This is a genomic window from Bacillus sp. 17RED48, assembly GCF_019837545.1.
Classification (GTDB): Bacteria; Bacillota; Bacilli; order Bacillales; family Bacillaceae_G; genus Bacillus_A; species Bacillus_A wiedmannii.
Genome location: NZ_JADAXG010000002.1, coordinates 1,073,550 through 1,088,806, shown reverse-complemented (window position 1 = coordinate 1,088,806; position 15,257 = coordinate 1,073,550). Strand labels below are relative to the sequence as shown.

The following is a 15,257-nucleotide window of genomic DNA, read 5'->3' as shown; positions in this document are numbered from 1 at the left end:
GGGAGGGGGATTCTATTATGAAGAAAGAAGAGAGAATGGCCAAAGAAATTTCGGAGCAACTTGGGGGAATAAAAAATATTCGTGGCATTGCTCATTGTATGACGAGACTGAGGTTAACGCTTCATGATGAAAGTAAAGTGAATATGGATCTTTTGAAAAAAGTTGAAGGCGTTATGGGCGTCATTGAAGATGAAACACTTCAAGTGGTTGTTGGTCCAGGAACGGTAAATAAAGTAGCAGCCGAAATGGAAGTTTTAACAGGAGTAAGAATTGGTGAGGTTGCAGATCATCATCTTGAAGATATTGGTCAAGAGATTAAATCAGAGATGAAGAAGAAAAATAATACACCAGTGAAGAACTTTTTACGAAAAATAGGTAACATTTTTATTCCGTTAATACCTGGTCTTGTTGCGTCAGGAATTATAAACGGGGTTGCTAACTTCGCGAAAAACGCAGGTGCTGATCCGAATGCAACATGGCTACAAATGTTACTACTTATTGGCGGCGGTATCTTTACATTTTTAGGGATTTTAGTCGGTTGGAATACAGCGAAAGAATTTGGCGGGACACCCGTTCTTGGAGCGATTGCGGGTATTTTAATTTTCAATCCAGCGATGGCAAATGTGAAATTATTTGGTGAAGCAATGGTACCCGGGCGGGGCGGATTGTTTGCAGTTATTTTTGCAGCATGGCTTATGGTAGTAGTTGAGAGAAGAGTACGAAAAGCAGTGCCGAATGCAGTTGATATTATTGTAACACCGCTTATTACTGTATTAGCTGTAAGTATAGTAACGATGTTAGCGATTCAGCCAGCAGCGGGATTTTTATCTGATGGTATTACGAGCGGTATTAACGCAATTTTAAATGTTGGTGGGGCATTTGCTGGAGCAGTGCTAGCAGGAACGTTTTTACCACTCGTTATGGTCGGATTACACCACGGTTTAACACCGATTCATATGGAATTTATTAATCAAACGCACGTAACACCTTTATTACCAGTACTCGCGATGGCTGGTGCTGGGCAAGTGGGCGCAGCAATTGCGATTTATGTAAAAACAAAAAATAAACGACTTCGTAACGTAATTAAAGGTGGATTACCAGTTGGATTTTTAGGAATTGGCGAACCATTATTATACGGGGTTACATTACCACTTGGGAAACCGTTTATTACCGCTTGTTTAGGAGCGGCCGTCGGTGGTGCATTCCAGGCAGTTATGAAAACGGCTTCACTCGGAATTGGCGTATCAGGATTATCTTTAATCCCGTTAATCGCTGATAATAAATATTTATTATATTTCCTTGGGTTAGTAGTGGCATATACTTTTGGATTTATCTTTACGTACTTCTTCGGATTTAAAGAAGAAATGGCAGAAAACATATAGAGAAAGGGATTCCTTTCTCTTTTTCTATTCATAGAAAGGGAGATTTATATGATAGGAGTTTCAATTTATCTTTCAAAAGAGCGAGTAAAGAAGCAAGAAGAGTGGCTAAAAGTGGCGAAGGAAAACGGGTTTTCGTCTATTTTTACATCACTTCATATTCTGGAAGATGATCCGGATACGTATAAAGAGTTAATTCAAATATTAGGGAAACAGGCTCTCGAAAATGAAATGGAATTAATGGTCGATGTCTCTCCAAAATCGTTACACCATTTAGGAATGACGTACGAAAATGTCGAAGAGTTAGTAGATTGGGGCATTACTGGTTTACGAATGGACTACGGCATCACGCCGAAAGAAATCACACGCGTATCTCATAAAATGAAAGTAGCTTTAAATGCGAGTACGATTACAGATTCATTTTGGAAAGAGTTAACCATAGAAAATATAAAAGTAGAGAATGTAGAAGCGTGGCATAATTTTTATCCGCGCCCAGAAACAGGACTAGCAAAATCATTCTTACAAAAACAAAACGAATACTTACATGAGTGCGGAATAAAAACGATGGCATTTATTCCGGGAGATGGTGAAAAACGTGGTCCGTTATATGAAGGCTTACCAACATTAGAAAAGCACCGCAATATGCGCCCGCTGGAAGCGTACTTAGAACTTGTACAAGATTGTGGTGTCGATAAGGTGCTAATTGGGGATATAAACGGAAGTCTAGAAAGTGTACAAGAGATAGCGAGTGCGAGTAGAGGAATTATTCCGCTGCGGTATGAGCAATTGATAAAGAAAAGTGAAATATTTAAAATGGTAGAACAAGTGCATACAAATAGACTAGATCCAGCTCGTGATGTCATTCGTTCTGTAGAATCGCGAGAGGAGCATAAAGTGATTTTACAGCCGATGGATGCCATCGCAAGAAAGAAAGGCAGCATTACAATTGATAATGAATTGTACGGTAGATATGCTGGAGAGATGCAAGTTGTTGTAAATGATTTACCTGTAGATGAGAAAGTGAATGTTGTCGGAATGGTTGTGGAAGAGGACGTGCCGTTATTGCCTTATATTGGTGCTGGAAAAAACTTTCAACTTTTTCTGTGTGATAGAGTAAAAGCTTGAATTTATGCTATTTTATAAAAGACATTATTCGTAAAACGGATAATGTTTTTTGTTTTCTTTAAAAAAAGCATTTGACGAATGAAAAGAAATACCGTATTGTTTTGTCTTGTGAATAAATGTTCACGATAACAAAACAAAAAGGAGAGTTCAAAATGAATCAATATATTGGGAATTTAATTATTCGTATCGTGTTAGGAGTTACGTTCTTTGCACACGGTTTAGCAAAGTTTCAATCAGGTATAGATAACGTAGCAGGATGGTTTACAAGTATCGGTTTACCAGGTGGTCTTGCATATGGCATAGCGACAGTTGAATTAGTTGGTGGTATATTATTAATTATCGGTTTAGGCGTAAGATATGTAGGATTGTTATTTGCTCTTATTTTAGCTGGAGCTATCGTAAAGGTAAATGGAGCAGCAGGTTTATTAGGAGATGGAAAGAATCCAGGGTATGAATTAGATCTTGCATTATTAGCAATGGGTGCGTATTTATTCGTTGTAAAAGCAGAAGGGTATGTAGATCGTTTCTTAAAGGAGAAAGTAATGAAAGCGAAGTAAACTTATTTATAAATTGTTGACTTGAATCATTAATGTAACTATAATGATTACAACTAGTGGATTAAGGATAAAATTATTTAAATATTTTTTTACACAAGTTGTAACATACCTGGTTACAACTTGTGTAAAAAAATAAATAAAACGGGAGGAAGTAACATGCCTAAATCAAATTTAGAAATTATTCGAAGCACGTATGAAGGGTCAGCTTCTTCAAATGCAAAACATTTAGTAGAAGCCCTCTCTGAAAAAGTAGAATGGACAGAAGCAGAAGGTTTCCCGTACGGCGGAACGTATATAGGTGTAGAAGCAATAATGGAAAATGTATTTAGCCGATTAGGATCAGAATGGGATGATTATAAAGCGAGTGTAAATACGTACCATGAAGTAAACGGAAAAGATGTAATCATTGCTGAAGGTGTTTATTCAGGAGTTTATAAAGAAACGGGAAAATTGTTTGAAGCAGAATTTGTTCATATATGGCAGATTGAAAATGGAAAAATAATAAAATTCAAGCAATATGTGGATAGTTACATTGTGCGAGAAGCGATGAAGGTTTAAAATGGAATAAGGAAACAAATGGAATCGGCTGTGCGCAGGCGATTCCATTTGTTTATGTGATTATTAGGGGAATGGGGAATACATAATATGAAAAAATGGATTATAGGGACAATTACAATCATTGTAATTGCGATAGGAGCTGTATTCGGTGTTACGAAACTTCTTAATTATATAGAAGAAGAGGAGAAGAGTCTGAAAGCACAAAATGTAACGGGGCAACAAGGGAAGAAAGCAAAGGAAGAGAAGCCACAATTTAGTGAGGATGAAATTATTTCTACCATGCATAGGATGGTACATCAAAAAGTGCAATCCTCTGAAAAATGGGGATTTATTGAAATGACAAATAAGGAAATTGTTAGTGCCAAGAAGGCAGTAGAAAGCAGTACAAATTTTAAACATAAGTCAAAGCTACTTGCCACTTTAGAGCGTTGGGAGAAAGGGGATTTTTCACAAACGGTTGAGGAGCATAACTTTTTGTGGGAAATTCAAGGTGGTGATACTGGAAAGGCAACAGAACGTTTATCGCCAGAAGAAGAAAAGCAGTATGTGAAAGAAATGAAAGGTAAATAAAAACATCGCCACTTTGATGGCGATGTTTTTGATTAAGAATGTTTTCGCATTAAAGCTCTAGTTGGCTGAACAGCAACTGTTTTGAAATGAGAAAATAAATAACATCCAGTCACAACAATCATTGTCCCTAAAATTTGTATCCATGTTAGTTCTTCGCCGAGGAAAAGGAATGCTAAAATAGCTGTAAAAATCGGATTGAAGTTTAGAAAAATACCGGATGTAGTCGCTCCTAATTTTTGCACGCCAATATTCCAAAACACCATACAAAGAACTGTGGAAATAAGCCCAGTATATAAAAGTGATGTTAGGAAAGAAGTATTTATGTTTGTAACAGTGAAGCTCCCTATGTTAAATGGCAGTAATAAAATAACGCCGAAAATACCAGAGTATAATGTTGCCATGAGCGGTGTAGTTGTTTTTGTTGCCCATTTACTACAAACAGAATACATTCCCCAAATACAAACAGCCGCCATCATCCATAAATCTCCGCTATTAAAATGTAGTGAAAATAGAAGTGTAAAATTTCCTTTTAAAAGGACGAGAACCACCCCAAAGAATGAAAGAATCATGGATAGAATTTGAAGTGTATTTACTTTTTCTTTTAGAAATAATACTGAAAATAATGCAATTGAAATCGCATTTAATGTAGAAATAAGCCCTACATTCGTTGCGGATGTTTTTTCTAGTGCTAGAAATTGAAAGATGTTAAAAAGAGCGACCCCTGAAATCCCCATTAGTAGTAACGGAAGTATTGCAGCACGTGGTGGAATGATTTTCTTTTCTTTAAACCAAACCATCGGTAATAAACAAACGATCGCAATCATCCATCTTAAACTTGTAAGTGTCATCGGAGACGCGTGATTAACGAGCGATTTTCCAACGACGAAATTTCCTCCCCATAATAAGCTCGTTAGTAATAGTAAAAAGACATAAAAATAAGGCATACTAAAATCCCCTTTGTTGTAATCAATATGAATTGTAAATAATTTTAGCATTTTTCTTTATTGTGTAATATATTCTTTTGTATAATGGTTAAAAGTCAATAAAATATTTTGTTTTAGATGTAGTTTGCAATAAAAGGTTCAGTTCTGAATAAGTTAAGGTATGTTTTTTCGAATAATCATCGGTAAGAAAAAAGGGGGAATTGTAATGGAGTCATCTGTTATTAAAGTGTTAGATGATTTAGACGTACAAATTTTAGATATATTGCAGAAGGAGTCTCAAGTAAGTAATGCAGAGCTTGCGCGACGCGTTAATTTATCACCAGCTGCGATGCATGCGAGAATAAAAAGATTAGATGGAGAAGGGTTCATTGATAAGCAAGTAGCCATTTTAAATCAAGAAAAGCTTGGTTTTGATTTGTTATGCTTCATTTTTATGAGTACGAATATTCATCAATCGGATAAACTTGACGTGTTGGAAAAAGAATTAGAATCGATGCCGGAAGTGTTAGAATGTCACTGTTTAACAGGAGAGTATGATTATTTATTAAAAGTTGCAAATCGTGATCGTAAAGAGCTGGAGCATTTTATTAGAAAGCTGAATAAGCTTGGTATTACAAGGATACAGACGAGTTTAGCACTTCGTGAAATTAAATATTCGACAGTATTACCGATCCGAAATGAGGAACCGAGCATCGATTAGAATGCTTGGTTTTTTGTTTGTATAAAGTGATTGACGGGGAGAAAAGAGAGATGTATTATTATATAAAATTATGTATTAAAATTCATTTTGGGTTATAAATATTAATATTAGGGGCAAGGGGATATAATATGAAAATCTTTAATGCGGTTACGAGTGATGTGAAAGAAATTTATAGTCTCATTGAAGTTTATGCAAAAGAGGGAGTTGTTTTACCGCGTTCTCTTTTATCTCTCTATCAATACTTACAATGCTTATATGTTATGAAAGAAGGAGAAGAAATCGTTGGAGTTGCTGGTTTACATGTGTTAGGGGAGGACCTTGCAGAAGTCCGGTCATTAGTCGTTTCGCATACATATGCAGGGAAAGGAATCGGTCGCATGTTAGTGAACCATGTAATAAATGAGGCAGCGAAAATAAAAGTGAATAGAGTCATTTCTTTAACATATGAAACGGAATTTTTTCAAAAGTGCGGGTTTGATTTTGTGAATAGAGGTGCGTTACCAGAGAAAGTATGGATTGATTGTAGGCATTGTCCAAAAGTTGATTATTGTGATGAGGTGGCGATGATTCGGTATGTTGGGTGAAATTTTCAGAGAGAAAAAAGTCCCACTATTATTTACGTAATAGTGGGATTCTATATTATAGGGAAATTAAGAACTTGAATTCGTTTTTCTTACCGCAAAATTAAAAATGGGATTTTTAAGCTCATAGTTATAAGTAGAACCATCGACAAGCCCTACAACTTTATCGCTATCGTAAAGATCGAGCATAAATTGTGCCATTTGTTTTGCGGTGTGGAATTTCGGTACAACATTATCGTATTGGAACTCATCAATATCAAATGAACGTTTTGCAAATTCTGTTTCAGTTGCACCAGGTGCTAAAACCTTTGCTTGCAGTTTTGCACCTTGTTGTTTCAATTCGTGAGATAAACCTTCTGTAAATGCACTTACATAGAATTTCGTAGCGCAATACGTAACAGCATCAGCAACGATTGTGTATCCACCGCCTGATGAAACGTTAATAAGCTGTGTGCCATCAACCATTGAATAATCTCGAACGAAAAGAGAGGAGAGTATTGTTAGTGCTTCTATATTTACATGTAACATCGTTTCTATTTTATTTAAATTTTGTTCAGCAATTGAGGCGAAATTACCAAACCCTGCGTTGTTAATCCACGTTTCAATTTGAAAGGCTTGTAGGTTTTCATACAGCTTATAAACATTTTTCGTGATAGATAAATCCGTTCTTCGAATAACAACATCCAATTCCGGATTCATTTCGTTAATTTTTAATTTTAATCCGTCTAATTCTTCTTGTCTTCGAGCTACAAGTATTAAGTTCTTTCCGCGAGCTGCAAAGGCTAAAGCCGATTCATAGCCAATTCCAGAACTAGCACCAGTAATAACAGTGTATTTCATATAAAATCCCCCTAAGTTCAAATAAATATATTATGGTTAGATTTTATTTGTTAGAGTATACTCTAAGTCAAATGTTTTTTATGAATTTGATAAGGCTATAAAATATATGAGGGTAAGCACGTGGAGGGAGTTAGAGTATGTACACAATTAGCGAGGTGGCTAAATTAATAGGAGTGAGTACACATACACTACGTTATTATGAAAAGGAAAATATATTAATTGCAAATCGCGATACAAATGGGAATCGAATGTATGCAGAGTCGCATATAAAGTGGTTGCAGTTTGTTATGAAATTAAAACAAACGCAAATGCCAATAACGAAAATAAGAGAATACGCTAGGTTATATTTAGAAGGGGAGCATACAACCGAAGATCGTTTACAACTCCTAGAAGATCATAAGAAATCTATTCAGATTCAAAGAGAAAACTTAGTCATTACAGAAAAGATGCTTGAGAATAAAATTATTGCATACAAGGCATCTTTGGAAAATAAATAGAAAACATAATCCGTTCCTTAGTTATATGATAAAAATGGATTGGATCTCATAGTGTGCTGGCAAATAAAAAAGAGCAGCTAGCAAAAGCTAACTGCTCTATTAAAGGGATCTCTCCAAGGGGGAGTGGAGAAAATATTATGTTACTAGCAGTATTAACAGATTATTAGGAAATATACAAATCGGATGAAAGAAATTTTAAATAATCTTTCGGTATTGACAGTTTTTAAAATATTCATGTACAATATTTATGAATGACATTCAGTCATTTTTCAGCGGAAGGATATAGTTAGCTCGGAAATGGAACAAATATAATGGTAAATGAGGATGATAGTTGTTTTATATATAGTAGTGATGAAAGAGAATATTTTTTTAAAACAAAATGACTGATAGTCAGTCATAAGAGGTGAGAGGTATGAAAAATAGAGCTTGGTTATATGTCATATTAACATGTATCTTTGAAATTTTTTGGGTGTTTGGTTTTAATACAGCCGATACTTGGTGGCATTGGATTATTATTTTAGGAGTTATCGCTGTTGATTTTTATTTTCTTTCTAAAGCGTGCGAACATCTTGCGACAGGGACTGTATATGCCATCTTTGCTGGAGCTGGTACTGTAGGTACTTTCTTAATGGATGTATTCCTTTTCGGCGGAAGTTTCAGCGTAGGAAAACTATTCTTTATCGTGATGGTTGTAGCTGGCGTTATCGGTTTAAAGCTAGCTGATAATAAAGAAGAAACTGTGGAAGGAGCTGCTTAAAGATGGGTTGGTTTTTCGTATTTTGTGCTGCAATTAGTGAAATAGTCGGTGTGATTGGTCTTAAAATGTACAGTAAAGATAAGACGTTAGCAAATGGAGCGATTTATATAGGTGGATTTGCTACATCCTTTGCATTCTTGTATACATCTTTCTTATTTTTACAAGTGAGTGTCGCGTATGCGGTTTGGATTGGTATTGGAACAGCTGGTGCCGTGTTATTAAATATGTTCCTGTTTGGTGAGTCGAAAAGTAAAGCACGTATCATTAGTGTAGCTCTTATTGTATGCGGAGTGACAGGATTAAAGGCTCTTTCGTAAAGATATACTACATTTAATCTCCTAATTATTTATTAGGAGATTTTTATTATTAAAAAATGATTTCCTCTTAGAGTTCACTATCATTGACAGTACAATCGATTATCTTATAAAATGAGTGACAGTCATTCAATACGCGTTTGAAAGGGTTTAGATGATGAATAAAAAAGAAAAAATTGTCTATGCAGCTATTGAAGTGTTTCAGGAAAAGGGCGTTGAAAAAACGAAGATTTCTGATATCGTGAAATTGGCGGGCATTGCACAAGGAACTTTCTATTTATATTTTCCTTCTAAGTTATCTGTTATGCCTGCAATAGCAGAAGTGATGGTTGAAAAGATGATATTGGCAGTAAAGGAAAAAGTGCAAAATGATGCGCCTTTCTCAAGTAAAGTGACGCAAGTAATAGATGCGGTGTTTCACTTTATAGCGGAATATCGTGAAATACAAGCTTTAATGTATGCGGGTCTTGCATCTACAGAACATATAAAAGAATGGGAAGCTGTGTATGAGCCTCTTTATATGTGGTTAAGCGAATTTTTAAGTGAGGCGAAAGAAGCTGGTGAAATTCGTAATTCGGTTCACGCGGAGCGAACAGCGAAGTTATTTATTGCTCTTGTTGAATCAGCAGCGGAACAAGTCTATTTATATGATCATAAAGATGATGAGCAAGTCGAGCTACAAAAGGCAGAAGTACTAGATTTTTTAACACATGCACTACATATAAAGAAATAGTAAGATGAACCTGTCTGAGAAGGTAGGTTCATTTTTGAGGAAAACTGAATGATAGTCATTCACCTAATACGTATGTATGTGTGAAAGGATAGAGTGAAATTCTAATGAGTGGGGCATCTTCACTCATTATTAGCCCACAAAGAGCAGGATAAAGAAAAAGCTTCTTGGGCATTATTTTTTGAGAGGAATTTACGGGAAGAGGTGTTAAAAAGTGAAGAAACCGATAAAAGAACAAAAGATGGTATTGGTCATTCTTTTGAGTAATATATTTATTGCTTTTTTAGGGATTGGATTAATCATTCCGGTTATGCCGTCCTTTATGAATGATATGGGTTTAACAGGGAAGACGATGGGTTATCTCGTTGCAGTGTTTGCAATGGCTCAGCTTATTGCTTCACCTATTACGGGTCGCTGGGTCGACCTTTATGGTAGGAAGAAAATGATAATCATTGGATTATTTATTTTTGGTGTTTCAGAGCTTCTTTTTGGATTAGGAACAGATGTATGGATGCTCTATGCAGCGAGGGTGTTAGGCGGAATTAGTGCTGCGTTTATTATGCCAGGTGTTACGGCATATGTTGCTGATATTACATCTATGCAGGAACGTCCAAAGGCGATGGGATACTTGTCTGCGGCGATTAGTACCGGATTTATTATAGGGCCTGGAATTGGCGGGTTTATTGCAGAATACGGTATACGTGTGCCGTTTTTCGTTGCAGCAGTAATTGCCTTTGTAGCATGTGTGATTTCGATCTTTATTTTAAAAGAACCATTAACGAAAGAAGAGCTTGCAGAGATTTCTTCTAATACGAAAGAATCAAGTTTTATTGGGGATTTAAAGAAATCATTACATCCAATGTATGCAATCGCATTTATTATCGTATTTGTACTCGCATTCGGATTATCAGCGTATGAAACTGTGTTTAGTCTGTTTTCTGATCATAAGTTTGGATTCACACCGAAAGATATCGCGGCAATCATTACAATTAGTTCAATCTTTGGGGTAGTTGTGCAAGTCTTTATGTTTGGCAAATTGGTCGACATGTTTGGTGAAAAAGTGTTAATTCAAATATGTTTAATTGTAGGTGCAGTATTAGCGTTCGTTTCAACTGTAGTCTTTAATTATTGGATTGTACTTCTCGTTACTTGCTTCATTTTCTTAGCATTTGATTTACTTCGTCCAGCTTTAACGACGTTTTTATCAAAAGCAGCTGGAAAAGAGCAAGGATTCGTTGCTGGTATGAACTCGACTTATACGAGTTTAGGAAATATCGCAGGACCAGCGATGGGCGGAATATTATTTGATATGAATATTCATTATCCATATGCATTTTCAGGAGTTGTTTTAATAGTGGGTCTCGGTATTACATTTATGTGGAGAGAGAAACAGCTAGCTGAGAGTTTTGCGAAGTAATGTAGTGAATTACGTAAGCCCCTTACCATTGTTATGGTAAGGGGCTTTTTGTTTATCAAGCTATTGGAGCTAGGGGCGATAAATTTTCACTTTATAAACTTAATCCAAACCGTTTTAATTCAATGAAAATCCCTTCTAATTGCTTTCCTTTATCTGTTAATGTGTACTCTACACGAGGCGGAACTTCTGGATACACTTTTCTCGTTATAATGCCTTGAGATTCTAGTTCTTTTAGTCGAAGCGATAATGTTTTCGGACTAATGCCATCCATTGATTTTTGTAAATTACTAAAGCGTAAAGTTCCTTCGATAAGAAGGTCACGAATGATTAAAAACGTCCATTTTGTACGAATTACGTCAAGCGTTTTAGCGATAGGACAAGGTATACCAGGTAAACCTTTCGTTAATACAACTGGATCTATATTGCTCATGGAAATAGCCTCCATAAAAATTTTTTGAATGAATTTGCCTTATCGTATCACAAAACTATCTTTTTGGTAACTATATGAAAAAAATATTACTACTTCCATAAAGGAAGTTAGTGCATATACAATAGCAATACGAAATACAAAGGGTTTGTATGAAGAGGAGGTGATTTCCATGGGTATGAAAAAGTTGTTTATGTTTCTTAGTTTTTTTGTCATTTGTATTGTGCTTGTAGCATGTAGTGGTGAGCAAAAAACTGAAATTCAGTTATTAAAAGAAATGCCGAAGCCAAAAGCAATGACAATTGATTCTTCATTAAGTAAAAAGGAAGCGACAGAAATCGTGCATGCAGCGCAGCGTTTTTATGCATTTTGGGATACAGGTAAAGAGGAGCTTATTCCGCAGACGGTTACTGAAAATTTTTTCGATAACACACTGCCGAAAGGTCGACCACAAGGCACTGAAGGATTAAAGCTTGCGGCGCAAAACTTTCGTAAAGTAGTTCCTGATATACATTGCGAGATTGAAGATTTATTAGTCGTTGGTGATAAAGTAACAGCTCGTCTTTCTTTTACAGGAACTCATAATGATAAGAAAATCAATTTTTTTGCAATTGATATTTTGCATGTGAAGGATGGCAAGATAACGGAAGATTGGCATTTAGAAGATAATCTTACGCTGAAACAACAACTTGGGTTAATAGCTGAGGAATAAAATAAGGGAGAGAAAAGTGATGAAAAATATATTTATTATAAATGGACATGAAAAATACGGTACGAAAGAAGGTCGATTAAATAGAACGTTAGTTGATTATATGATAACTGTATTAAGTGAGAATCATTATGTGAAAACAACGACGATTCAAGATGGATATAGTATGAAAGAAGAACAAGATAAATTTCTATGGGCTGATGTTGTAATTTATCAAACACCTATTTACTGGTTTAGTGTACCGGGATTATTTAAAACATATATGGATGAAGTGTATGAATACGGTTTGTTCTTTAAAGGTGCAGATGAATATGGAACAGGTGGTTTATTAAAAGAGAAGCAGTATATGTTTTCTACAACTTGGAATGCGCCTGAGAAAGCATTTGGAGATAAGACGAAGTTCTTTGAGGGAGAAAGTTTAGAGTCAGTGCTTAGTCATTTACATCGCGTGCAAAAGTTTCTTGGGATGAGTTCGTTAAAGAGTTTTGCTTGTTATGATGTGGTGAAGAATCCGAATATTGAGCAGTATTTAGAGAATTTGAAGAACCATTTAGAAGAATTCATTCAATAATTACAGCCATTCCCGTATTTAATGCGGGGATGGCTGTATCCATAACTTCGCAAAATTTGCCGAGCCGAATGAATCAATTGTTACATTTTTTAAAGAAGAAGGGTATGTTTTTTCTTTTTAAAACGGATCAACTTCAGCTAAGTTTGGAGTGGTACTAGGCTGTAGTAAAAGATTTTTTAACGTTCCTACTTCAGAAAGAGCTACTAATATGTAGCCACTAATCAGTACAATAAGCCCAATGACGCGTAACGTTTGTAAACTCACTTCATTATTATTCGTTTCCGTTGGATTTGGGGGCGTTGAAGGTGGATTGTTATTCATAAATAAGGCTCCCATCTTTTGTATTTATATATGTGTAAAATTATGATTTAACTTATGGATAGGAATTGTATAGTCATTTTCACTATATGAGAATTGCCTATGAAAAGTGATTAGAAATTTTGGGACGAAAAAGGGGTGAATCCAAATGTCATTAAAAATGATATTCTTTTTTATTTTTCATACAAATAAAAAGGTTAACCAAAGTAGCTAAATAGCTATTTTGGTTAACCTATAATAACTATCCTAATATACGCAACGATTCTTCAATAAACGCTGGGATGTCCTTTGGTTGTCTACTTGTTACTAGCTGATTTTGGCATACGACAACCTCTTTGTCATGAAAATTTCCACCGGCATTTTTCAAATCGACCGCAATGGATTTATATCCAGTCACATCGCGTCCTTCAAGTGTTTGTGCAGTGATGAGTAATTGGGGGCCGTGACAAATAGCAAAAACAGGTTTTTTCGTATCCATAAATGCTTTGCTAAAGCGAACAAAACGTTCATCTGCACGAAGTATATCTGGGGAAAATCCGCCTGGTATGAAGAGGGCATCAAAGTTCTCTGGAGTAACATCATCAATACTTTTATCAATTACGACTTCACTTTTTCCTTGTTTACCGTGTACCGTTTTACCTTTTTCCATTTCAATAGTTGTTAATTCATATCCCTTTTGATTAAAAGCTGCTACTGGCTCTGTGTATTCTGTATCCTCGAAATAATCCGTTATTAAAATAGCAATTTTTTTACTCATTGCAATCAGCTCCTTATATTATCGGTTCCAGAATCATCTTTGGGTAATGTCTTTTATAAAGTGAAACTTTAATTCATATTTTTTCATTCCCTCCAGTTCCTTTGCCCTGTTACTTTAATACATACCCTTTTTGTTAGGGCGTAAACATGTATGATCATTTTTGTATGTGAAAATCATAAAATATCGGTTGTTTCAGTAATTCTTGTTTGAGGAAGAAAAATAAAAAAGCCAAGGAGATAATTTATCTTCTCCTTGGCTTTAAGATAATTCCTTTCGTTAAAACGCAGAAACGCGTTGCTTCGTTTTTGGTACAATAATAAATTTGATCCAGAGTAATCCAATAATCATAATGATAAGGCTATGTAAAAATTGCCCTGTAGCAATGAGTATAACAATTGAAAATACAATGAGTTGAATGCTTAGTAATATAAAGATTAAGCGAAGAAATTGGTTCATTCGTTTTTCAGTATCAATCGGATATAATGCTACGATAATATTTCCCGAAAAATATTTCCACAGGGAACGGAGCTGCATAGAAATCATATATAGAACGATGTAAGCGATAGCGCCTTTTACGTATATGTTTGGTATAAAATATAAGGCGAAGGCACCGATCAACCCTAAACGAATATATATACCGAAATAATCATTCCCGCGTAAAAATGCTAGTGTATGTAAATAGAAGAAAGTTGCTCGTTTTTTATGTAATAAAGGTTCAATCCAATTTGTAAGCCATTTTCTTTTATTTACTTGCTTATTCAGTTGCGGAACATCGGTAAAAATGCTAGCAAATTGATAAAAACGGACGTTCATTTTTTCTTCTTGTTCGATTATGTAATCCCACGGTATTCGTTTTGTAGGCTGTTTTTTCGTGTATAGAAGTAGGAAAGCAAGTAGTAAGAGCAATCCGCCTAATATGAGAACATGTGCCGAGTAAAACAGCATGTAAATGATTAGGGCGTTACAAGCAACACGGATGATCAGCCATATACTTTTTTCATAACTATCACGCCACATCCAATGTGTATATATATTCCAAGCTTTCGTAATCATTAAAACGATAAAGATTGTACATAAGAAAGGTACCGTTAATTGTAATGATTGCAGTGCAAGTGGAACGAGAATAAGGAACGTAAATAATAATGGGAAAAGCTGAATGATGTAATTATATAGAAGAGATTTTTTAAAATAAGATGTTAGTTTCTCTTCTAATGCAAGCAAATAGACAGCATCAGGTTTTTGAATAAATGTACGGATAGGACATCTCGTTATAATCGCTGTTAGGACGATTGTAATAAGTAATAAAGATAGTCCTTTAGAAGGAGCTGTCTTAAGAAACTTTGCGTAATAGTAAGCACCTATACAGACAACGAAGATAAAGCTATATAGTAAACCGTTAATCATACGTGCAAAGTATGTAATGATATTTTGCATATGTTGTTGGAAGCGGCTGCTCCATAGTGATTCGATTGACATGTTTTTCACCTCTTTTTTCTATTATATATG

General features: G+C 35.3%; 20 protein-coding genes. 14 read left to right on the top strand and 6 right to left on the bottom strand.

Annotated features, from left to right (window positions below; translation table 11 throughout):
• Positions 1–17: 17 nt before the first annotated feature.
• From ILT06_RS12395 to ILT06_RS12375, 5 genes are all read left to right on the top strand, one after another.
• Entirely contained in the window at positions 18–1,382 is a 1,365-nt protein-coding gene (locus ILT06_RS12395) for a PTS transporter subunit EIIC (protein WP_064473866.1), read from the top strand.
• 48 nt (positions 1,383–1,430) lie between these two features.
• The gene (locus ILT06_RS12390) at positions 1,431–2,504 is read left to right on the top strand and encodes a DUF871 domain-containing protein (RefSeq protein WP_222655140.1); all 1,074 of its coding nucleotides are present in this window, start codon (positions 1,431–1,433) and stop codon (positions 2,502–2,504) included.
• Positions 2,505–2,656: 152 nt separating this feature from the next.
• On the top strand, positions 2,657–3,061 hold the full coding sequence (locus ILT06_RS12385) for a DoxX family protein (RefSeq protein ID WP_064473864.1): 405 nt from the start codon (positions 2,657–2,659) through the stop codon (positions 3,059–3,061).
• Positions 3,062–3,217: 156 nt separating this feature from the next.
• On the top strand, positions 3,218–3,619 hold the full coding sequence (locus tag ILT06_RS12380; protein ID WP_064473863.1) for a nuclear transport factor 2 family protein: 402 nt from the start codon (positions 3,218–3,220) through the stop codon (positions 3,617–3,619).
• 87 nt (positions 3,620–3,706) lie between these two features.
• Positions 3,707–4,189 (top strand): DUF6241 domain-containing protein, encoded by a 483-nt coding sequence (locus ILT06_RS12375; protein WP_222655139.1) that lies wholly within the window; start codon positions 3,707–3,709, stop codon positions 4,187–4,189.
• Positions 4,190–4,221: 32 nt separating this feature from the next.
• On the opposite strand, the gene ILT06_RS12370 is transcribed toward ILT06_RS12375, so the two are convergent.
• Positions 4,222–5,133, bottom strand: a complete 912-nt coding sequence (locus tag ILT06_RS12370; protein ID WP_149173383.1) for a DMT family transporter — start codon at positions 5,131–5,133, stop codon at positions 4,222–4,224.
• Positions 5,134–5,338: 205 nt separating this feature from the next.
• Between ILT06_RS12370 and ILT06_RS12365 the strand changes: the two genes are divergently transcribed.
• The gene (locus ILT06_RS12365; RefSeq protein WP_000446101.1) at positions 5,339–5,833 is read left to right on the top strand and encodes an Lrp/AsnC family transcriptional regulator; all 495 of its coding nucleotides are present in this window, start codon (positions 5,339–5,341) and stop codon (positions 5,831–5,833) included.
• A 128-nt stretch (positions 5,834–5,961) separates the two neighbouring features.
• Positions 5,962–6,417 (top strand): N-acetyltransferase, encoded by a 456-nt coding sequence (locus ILT06_RS12360; RefSeq protein ID WP_000689153.1) that lies wholly within the window; start codon positions 5,962–5,964, stop codon positions 6,415–6,417.
• A gap of 66 nt (positions 6,418–6,483) precedes the next feature.
• Here the strand turns inward: ILT06_RS12360 and ILT06_RS12355 are convergent, their stop codons facing one another.
• The gene (locus tag ILT06_RS12355; protein ID WP_000878087.1) at positions 6,484–7,254 is read right to left on the bottom strand and encodes an SDR family NAD(P)-dependent oxidoreductase; all 771 of its coding nucleotides are present in this window, start codon (positions 7,252–7,254) and stop codon (positions 6,484–6,486) included.
• A 137-nt stretch (positions 7,255–7,391) separates the two neighbouring features.
• On the opposite strand from ILT06_RS12355, the gene ILT06_RS12350 reads away from it, so the two are divergent.
• From ILT06_RS12350 to ILT06_RS12330, 5 genes are all read left to right on the top strand, one after another.
• Positions 7,392–7,751, top strand: a complete 360-nt coding sequence (locus ILT06_RS12350; RefSeq protein WP_222655138.1) for a MerR family transcriptional regulator — start codon at positions 7,392–7,394, stop codon at positions 7,749–7,751.
• 412 nt (positions 7,752–8,163) lie between these two features.
• On the top strand, positions 8,164–8,508 hold the full coding sequence (locus tag ILT06_RS12345) for a DMT family transporter (protein ID WP_064473857.1): 345 nt from the start codon (positions 8,164–8,166) through the stop codon (positions 8,506–8,508).
• 2 nt (positions 8,509–8,510) lie between these two features.
• Positions 8,511–8,825, top strand: coding sequence for a DMT family transporter (locus ILT06_RS12340; RefSeq protein ID WP_000539670.1), 315 nt, complete (start codon positions 8,511–8,513; stop codon positions 8,823–8,825).
• A gap of 151 nt (positions 8,826–8,976) precedes the next feature.
• Entirely contained in the window at positions 8,977–9,555 is a 579-nt protein-coding gene (locus ILT06_RS12335) for a TetR/AcrR family transcriptional regulator (protein WP_064473856.1), read from the top strand.
• A gap of 211 nt (positions 9,556–9,766) precedes the next feature.
• Positions 9,767–10,969 (top strand): MFS transporter, encoded by a 1,203-nt coding sequence (locus ILT06_RS12330; RefSeq protein WP_064473855.1) that lies wholly within the window; start codon positions 9,767–9,769, stop codon positions 10,967–10,969.
• 91 nt (positions 10,970–11,060) lie between these two features.
• On the opposite strand, the gene ILT06_RS12325 is transcribed toward ILT06_RS12330, so the two are convergent.
• On the bottom strand, positions 11,061–11,399 hold the full coding sequence (locus tag ILT06_RS12325; RefSeq protein WP_222655137.1) for a winged helix-turn-helix transcriptional regulator: 339 nt from the start codon (positions 11,397–11,399) through the stop codon (positions 11,061–11,063).
• Between the two features lie 169 nt (positions 11,400–11,568).
• On the opposite strand from ILT06_RS12325, the gene ILT06_RS12320 reads away from it, so the two are divergent.
• Together ILT06_RS12320 and ILT06_RS12315 are read left to right on the top strand one after the other, a co-directional pair.
• Complete coding sequence (locus ILT06_RS12320) at positions 11,569–12,108, top strand: ester cyclase (protein WP_002125482.1); 540 nt, start codon at positions 11,569–11,571, stop codon at positions 12,106–12,108.
• 19 nt (positions 12,109–12,127) lie between these two features.
• Entirely contained in the window at positions 12,128–12,676 is a 549-nt protein-coding gene (locus ILT06_RS12315) for an NAD(P)H-dependent oxidoreductase (RefSeq protein ID WP_098102522.1), read from the top strand.
• Positions 12,677–12,793: 117 nt separating this feature from the next.
• Here ILT06_RS12315 and ILT06_RS12310 read toward each other — a convergent pair whose 3' ends face one another.
• The 3 genes from ILT06_RS12310 to ILT06_RS12300 all read right to left on the bottom strand — a co-directional run bounded on the left by ILT06_RS12310 (position 12,794) and on the right by ILT06_RS12300 (position 15,227).
• Positions 12,794–12,997, bottom strand: a complete 204-nt coding sequence (locus ILT06_RS12310; RefSeq protein ID WP_001063864.1) for a hypothetical protein — start codon at positions 12,995–12,997, stop codon at positions 12,794–12,796.
• A 238-nt stretch (positions 12,998–13,235) separates the two neighbouring features.
• On the bottom strand, positions 13,236–13,751 hold the full coding sequence (locus tag ILT06_RS12305; protein WP_064473851.1) for a type 1 glutamine amidotransferase domain-containing protein: 516 nt from the start codon (positions 13,749–13,751) through the stop codon (positions 13,236–13,238).
• 276 nt (positions 13,752–14,027) lie between these two features.
• Entirely contained in the window at positions 14,028–15,227 is a 1,200-nt protein-coding gene (locus ILT06_RS12300; RefSeq protein WP_064473850.1) for an ABC transporter permease, read from the bottom strand.
• Positions 15,228–15,257 lie beyond the last annotated feature (30 nt).

What these genes read in the sequence shown, in the direction of transcription:
- ILT06_RS12325 (WP_222655137.1), bottom strand. Translation starts at nt 11,399, where the DNA reads ATGAGCAATATAGATCCAGTTGTATTAACGAAAGGTTTACCTGGTATA.
- ILT06_RS12390 (WP_222655140.1), top strand. Translation starts at nt 1,431, where the DNA reads ATGATAGGAGTTTCAATTTATCTTTCAAAAGAGCGAGTAAAGAAGCAA.
- ILT06_RS12340 (WP_000539670.1), top strand. Translation starts at nt 8,511, where the DNA reads ATGGGTTGGTTTTTCGTATTTTGTGCTGCAATTAGTGAAATAGTCGGT.
- ILT06_RS12315 (WP_098102522.1), top strand. Translation starts at nt 12,128, where the DNA reads ATGAAAAATATATTTATTATAAATGGACATGAAAAATACGGTACGAAA.
- ILT06_RS12310 (WP_001063864.1), bottom strand. Translation starts at nt 12,997, where the DNA reads ATGAATAACAATCCACCTTCAACGCCCCCAAATCCAACGGAAACGAAT.
- ILT06_RS12355 (WP_000878087.1), bottom strand. Translation starts at nt 7,254, where the DNA reads ATGAAATACACTGTTATTACTGGTGCTAGTTCTGGAATTGGCTATGAA.
- ILT06_RS12395 (WP_064473866.1), top strand. Translation starts at nt 18, where the DNA reads ATGAAGAAAGAAGAGAGAATGGCCAAAGAAATTTCGGAGCAACTTGGG.
- ILT06_RS12370 (WP_149173383.1), bottom strand. Translation starts at nt 5,133, where the DNA reads ATGCCTTATTTTTATGTCTTTTTACTATTACTAACGAGCTTATTATGG.
- ILT06_RS12345 (WP_064473857.1), top strand. Translation starts at nt 8,164, where the DNA reads ATGAAAAATAGAGCTTGGTTATATGTCATATTAACATGTATCTTTGAA.
- ILT06_RS12360 (WP_000689153.1), top strand. Translation starts at nt 5,962, where the DNA reads ATGAAAATCTTTAATGCGGTTACGAGTGATGTGAAAGAAATTTATAGT.
- ILT06_RS12320 (WP_002125482.1), top strand. Translation starts at nt 11,569, where the DNA reads ATGGGTATGAAAAAGTTGTTTATGTTTCTTAGTTTTTTTGTCATTTGT.
- ILT06_RS12365 (WP_000446101.1), top strand. Translation starts at nt 5,339, where the DNA reads ATGGAGTCATCTGTTATTAAAGTGTTAGATGATTTAGACGTACAAATT.
- ILT06_RS12300 (WP_064473850.1), bottom strand. Translation starts at nt 15,227, where the DNA reads ATGTCAATCGAATCACTATGGAGCAGCCGCTTCCAACAACATATGCAA.
- ILT06_RS12305 (WP_064473851.1), bottom strand. Translation starts at nt 13,751, where the DNA reads ATGAGTAAAAAAATTGCTATTTTAATAACGGATTATTTCGAGGATACA.
- ILT06_RS12350 (WP_222655138.1), top strand. Translation starts at nt 7,392, where the DNA reads ATGTACACAATTAGCGAGGTGGCTAAATTAATAGGAGTGAGTACACAT.
- ILT06_RS12380 (WP_064473863.1), top strand. Translation starts at nt 3,218, where the DNA reads ATGCCTAAATCAAATTTAGAAATTATTCGAAGCACGTATGAAGGGTCA.
- ILT06_RS12385 (WP_064473864.1), top strand. Translation starts at nt 2,657, where the DNA reads ATGAATCAATATATTGGGAATTTAATTATTCGTATCGTGTTAGGAGTT.
- ILT06_RS12375 (WP_222655139.1), top strand. Translation starts at nt 3,707, where the DNA reads ATGAAAAAATGGATTATAGGGACAATTACAATCATTGTAATTGCGATA.
- ILT06_RS12335 (WP_064473856.1), top strand. Translation starts at nt 8,977, where the DNA reads ATGATGAATAAAAAAGAAAAAATTGTCTATGCAGCTATTGAAGTGTTT.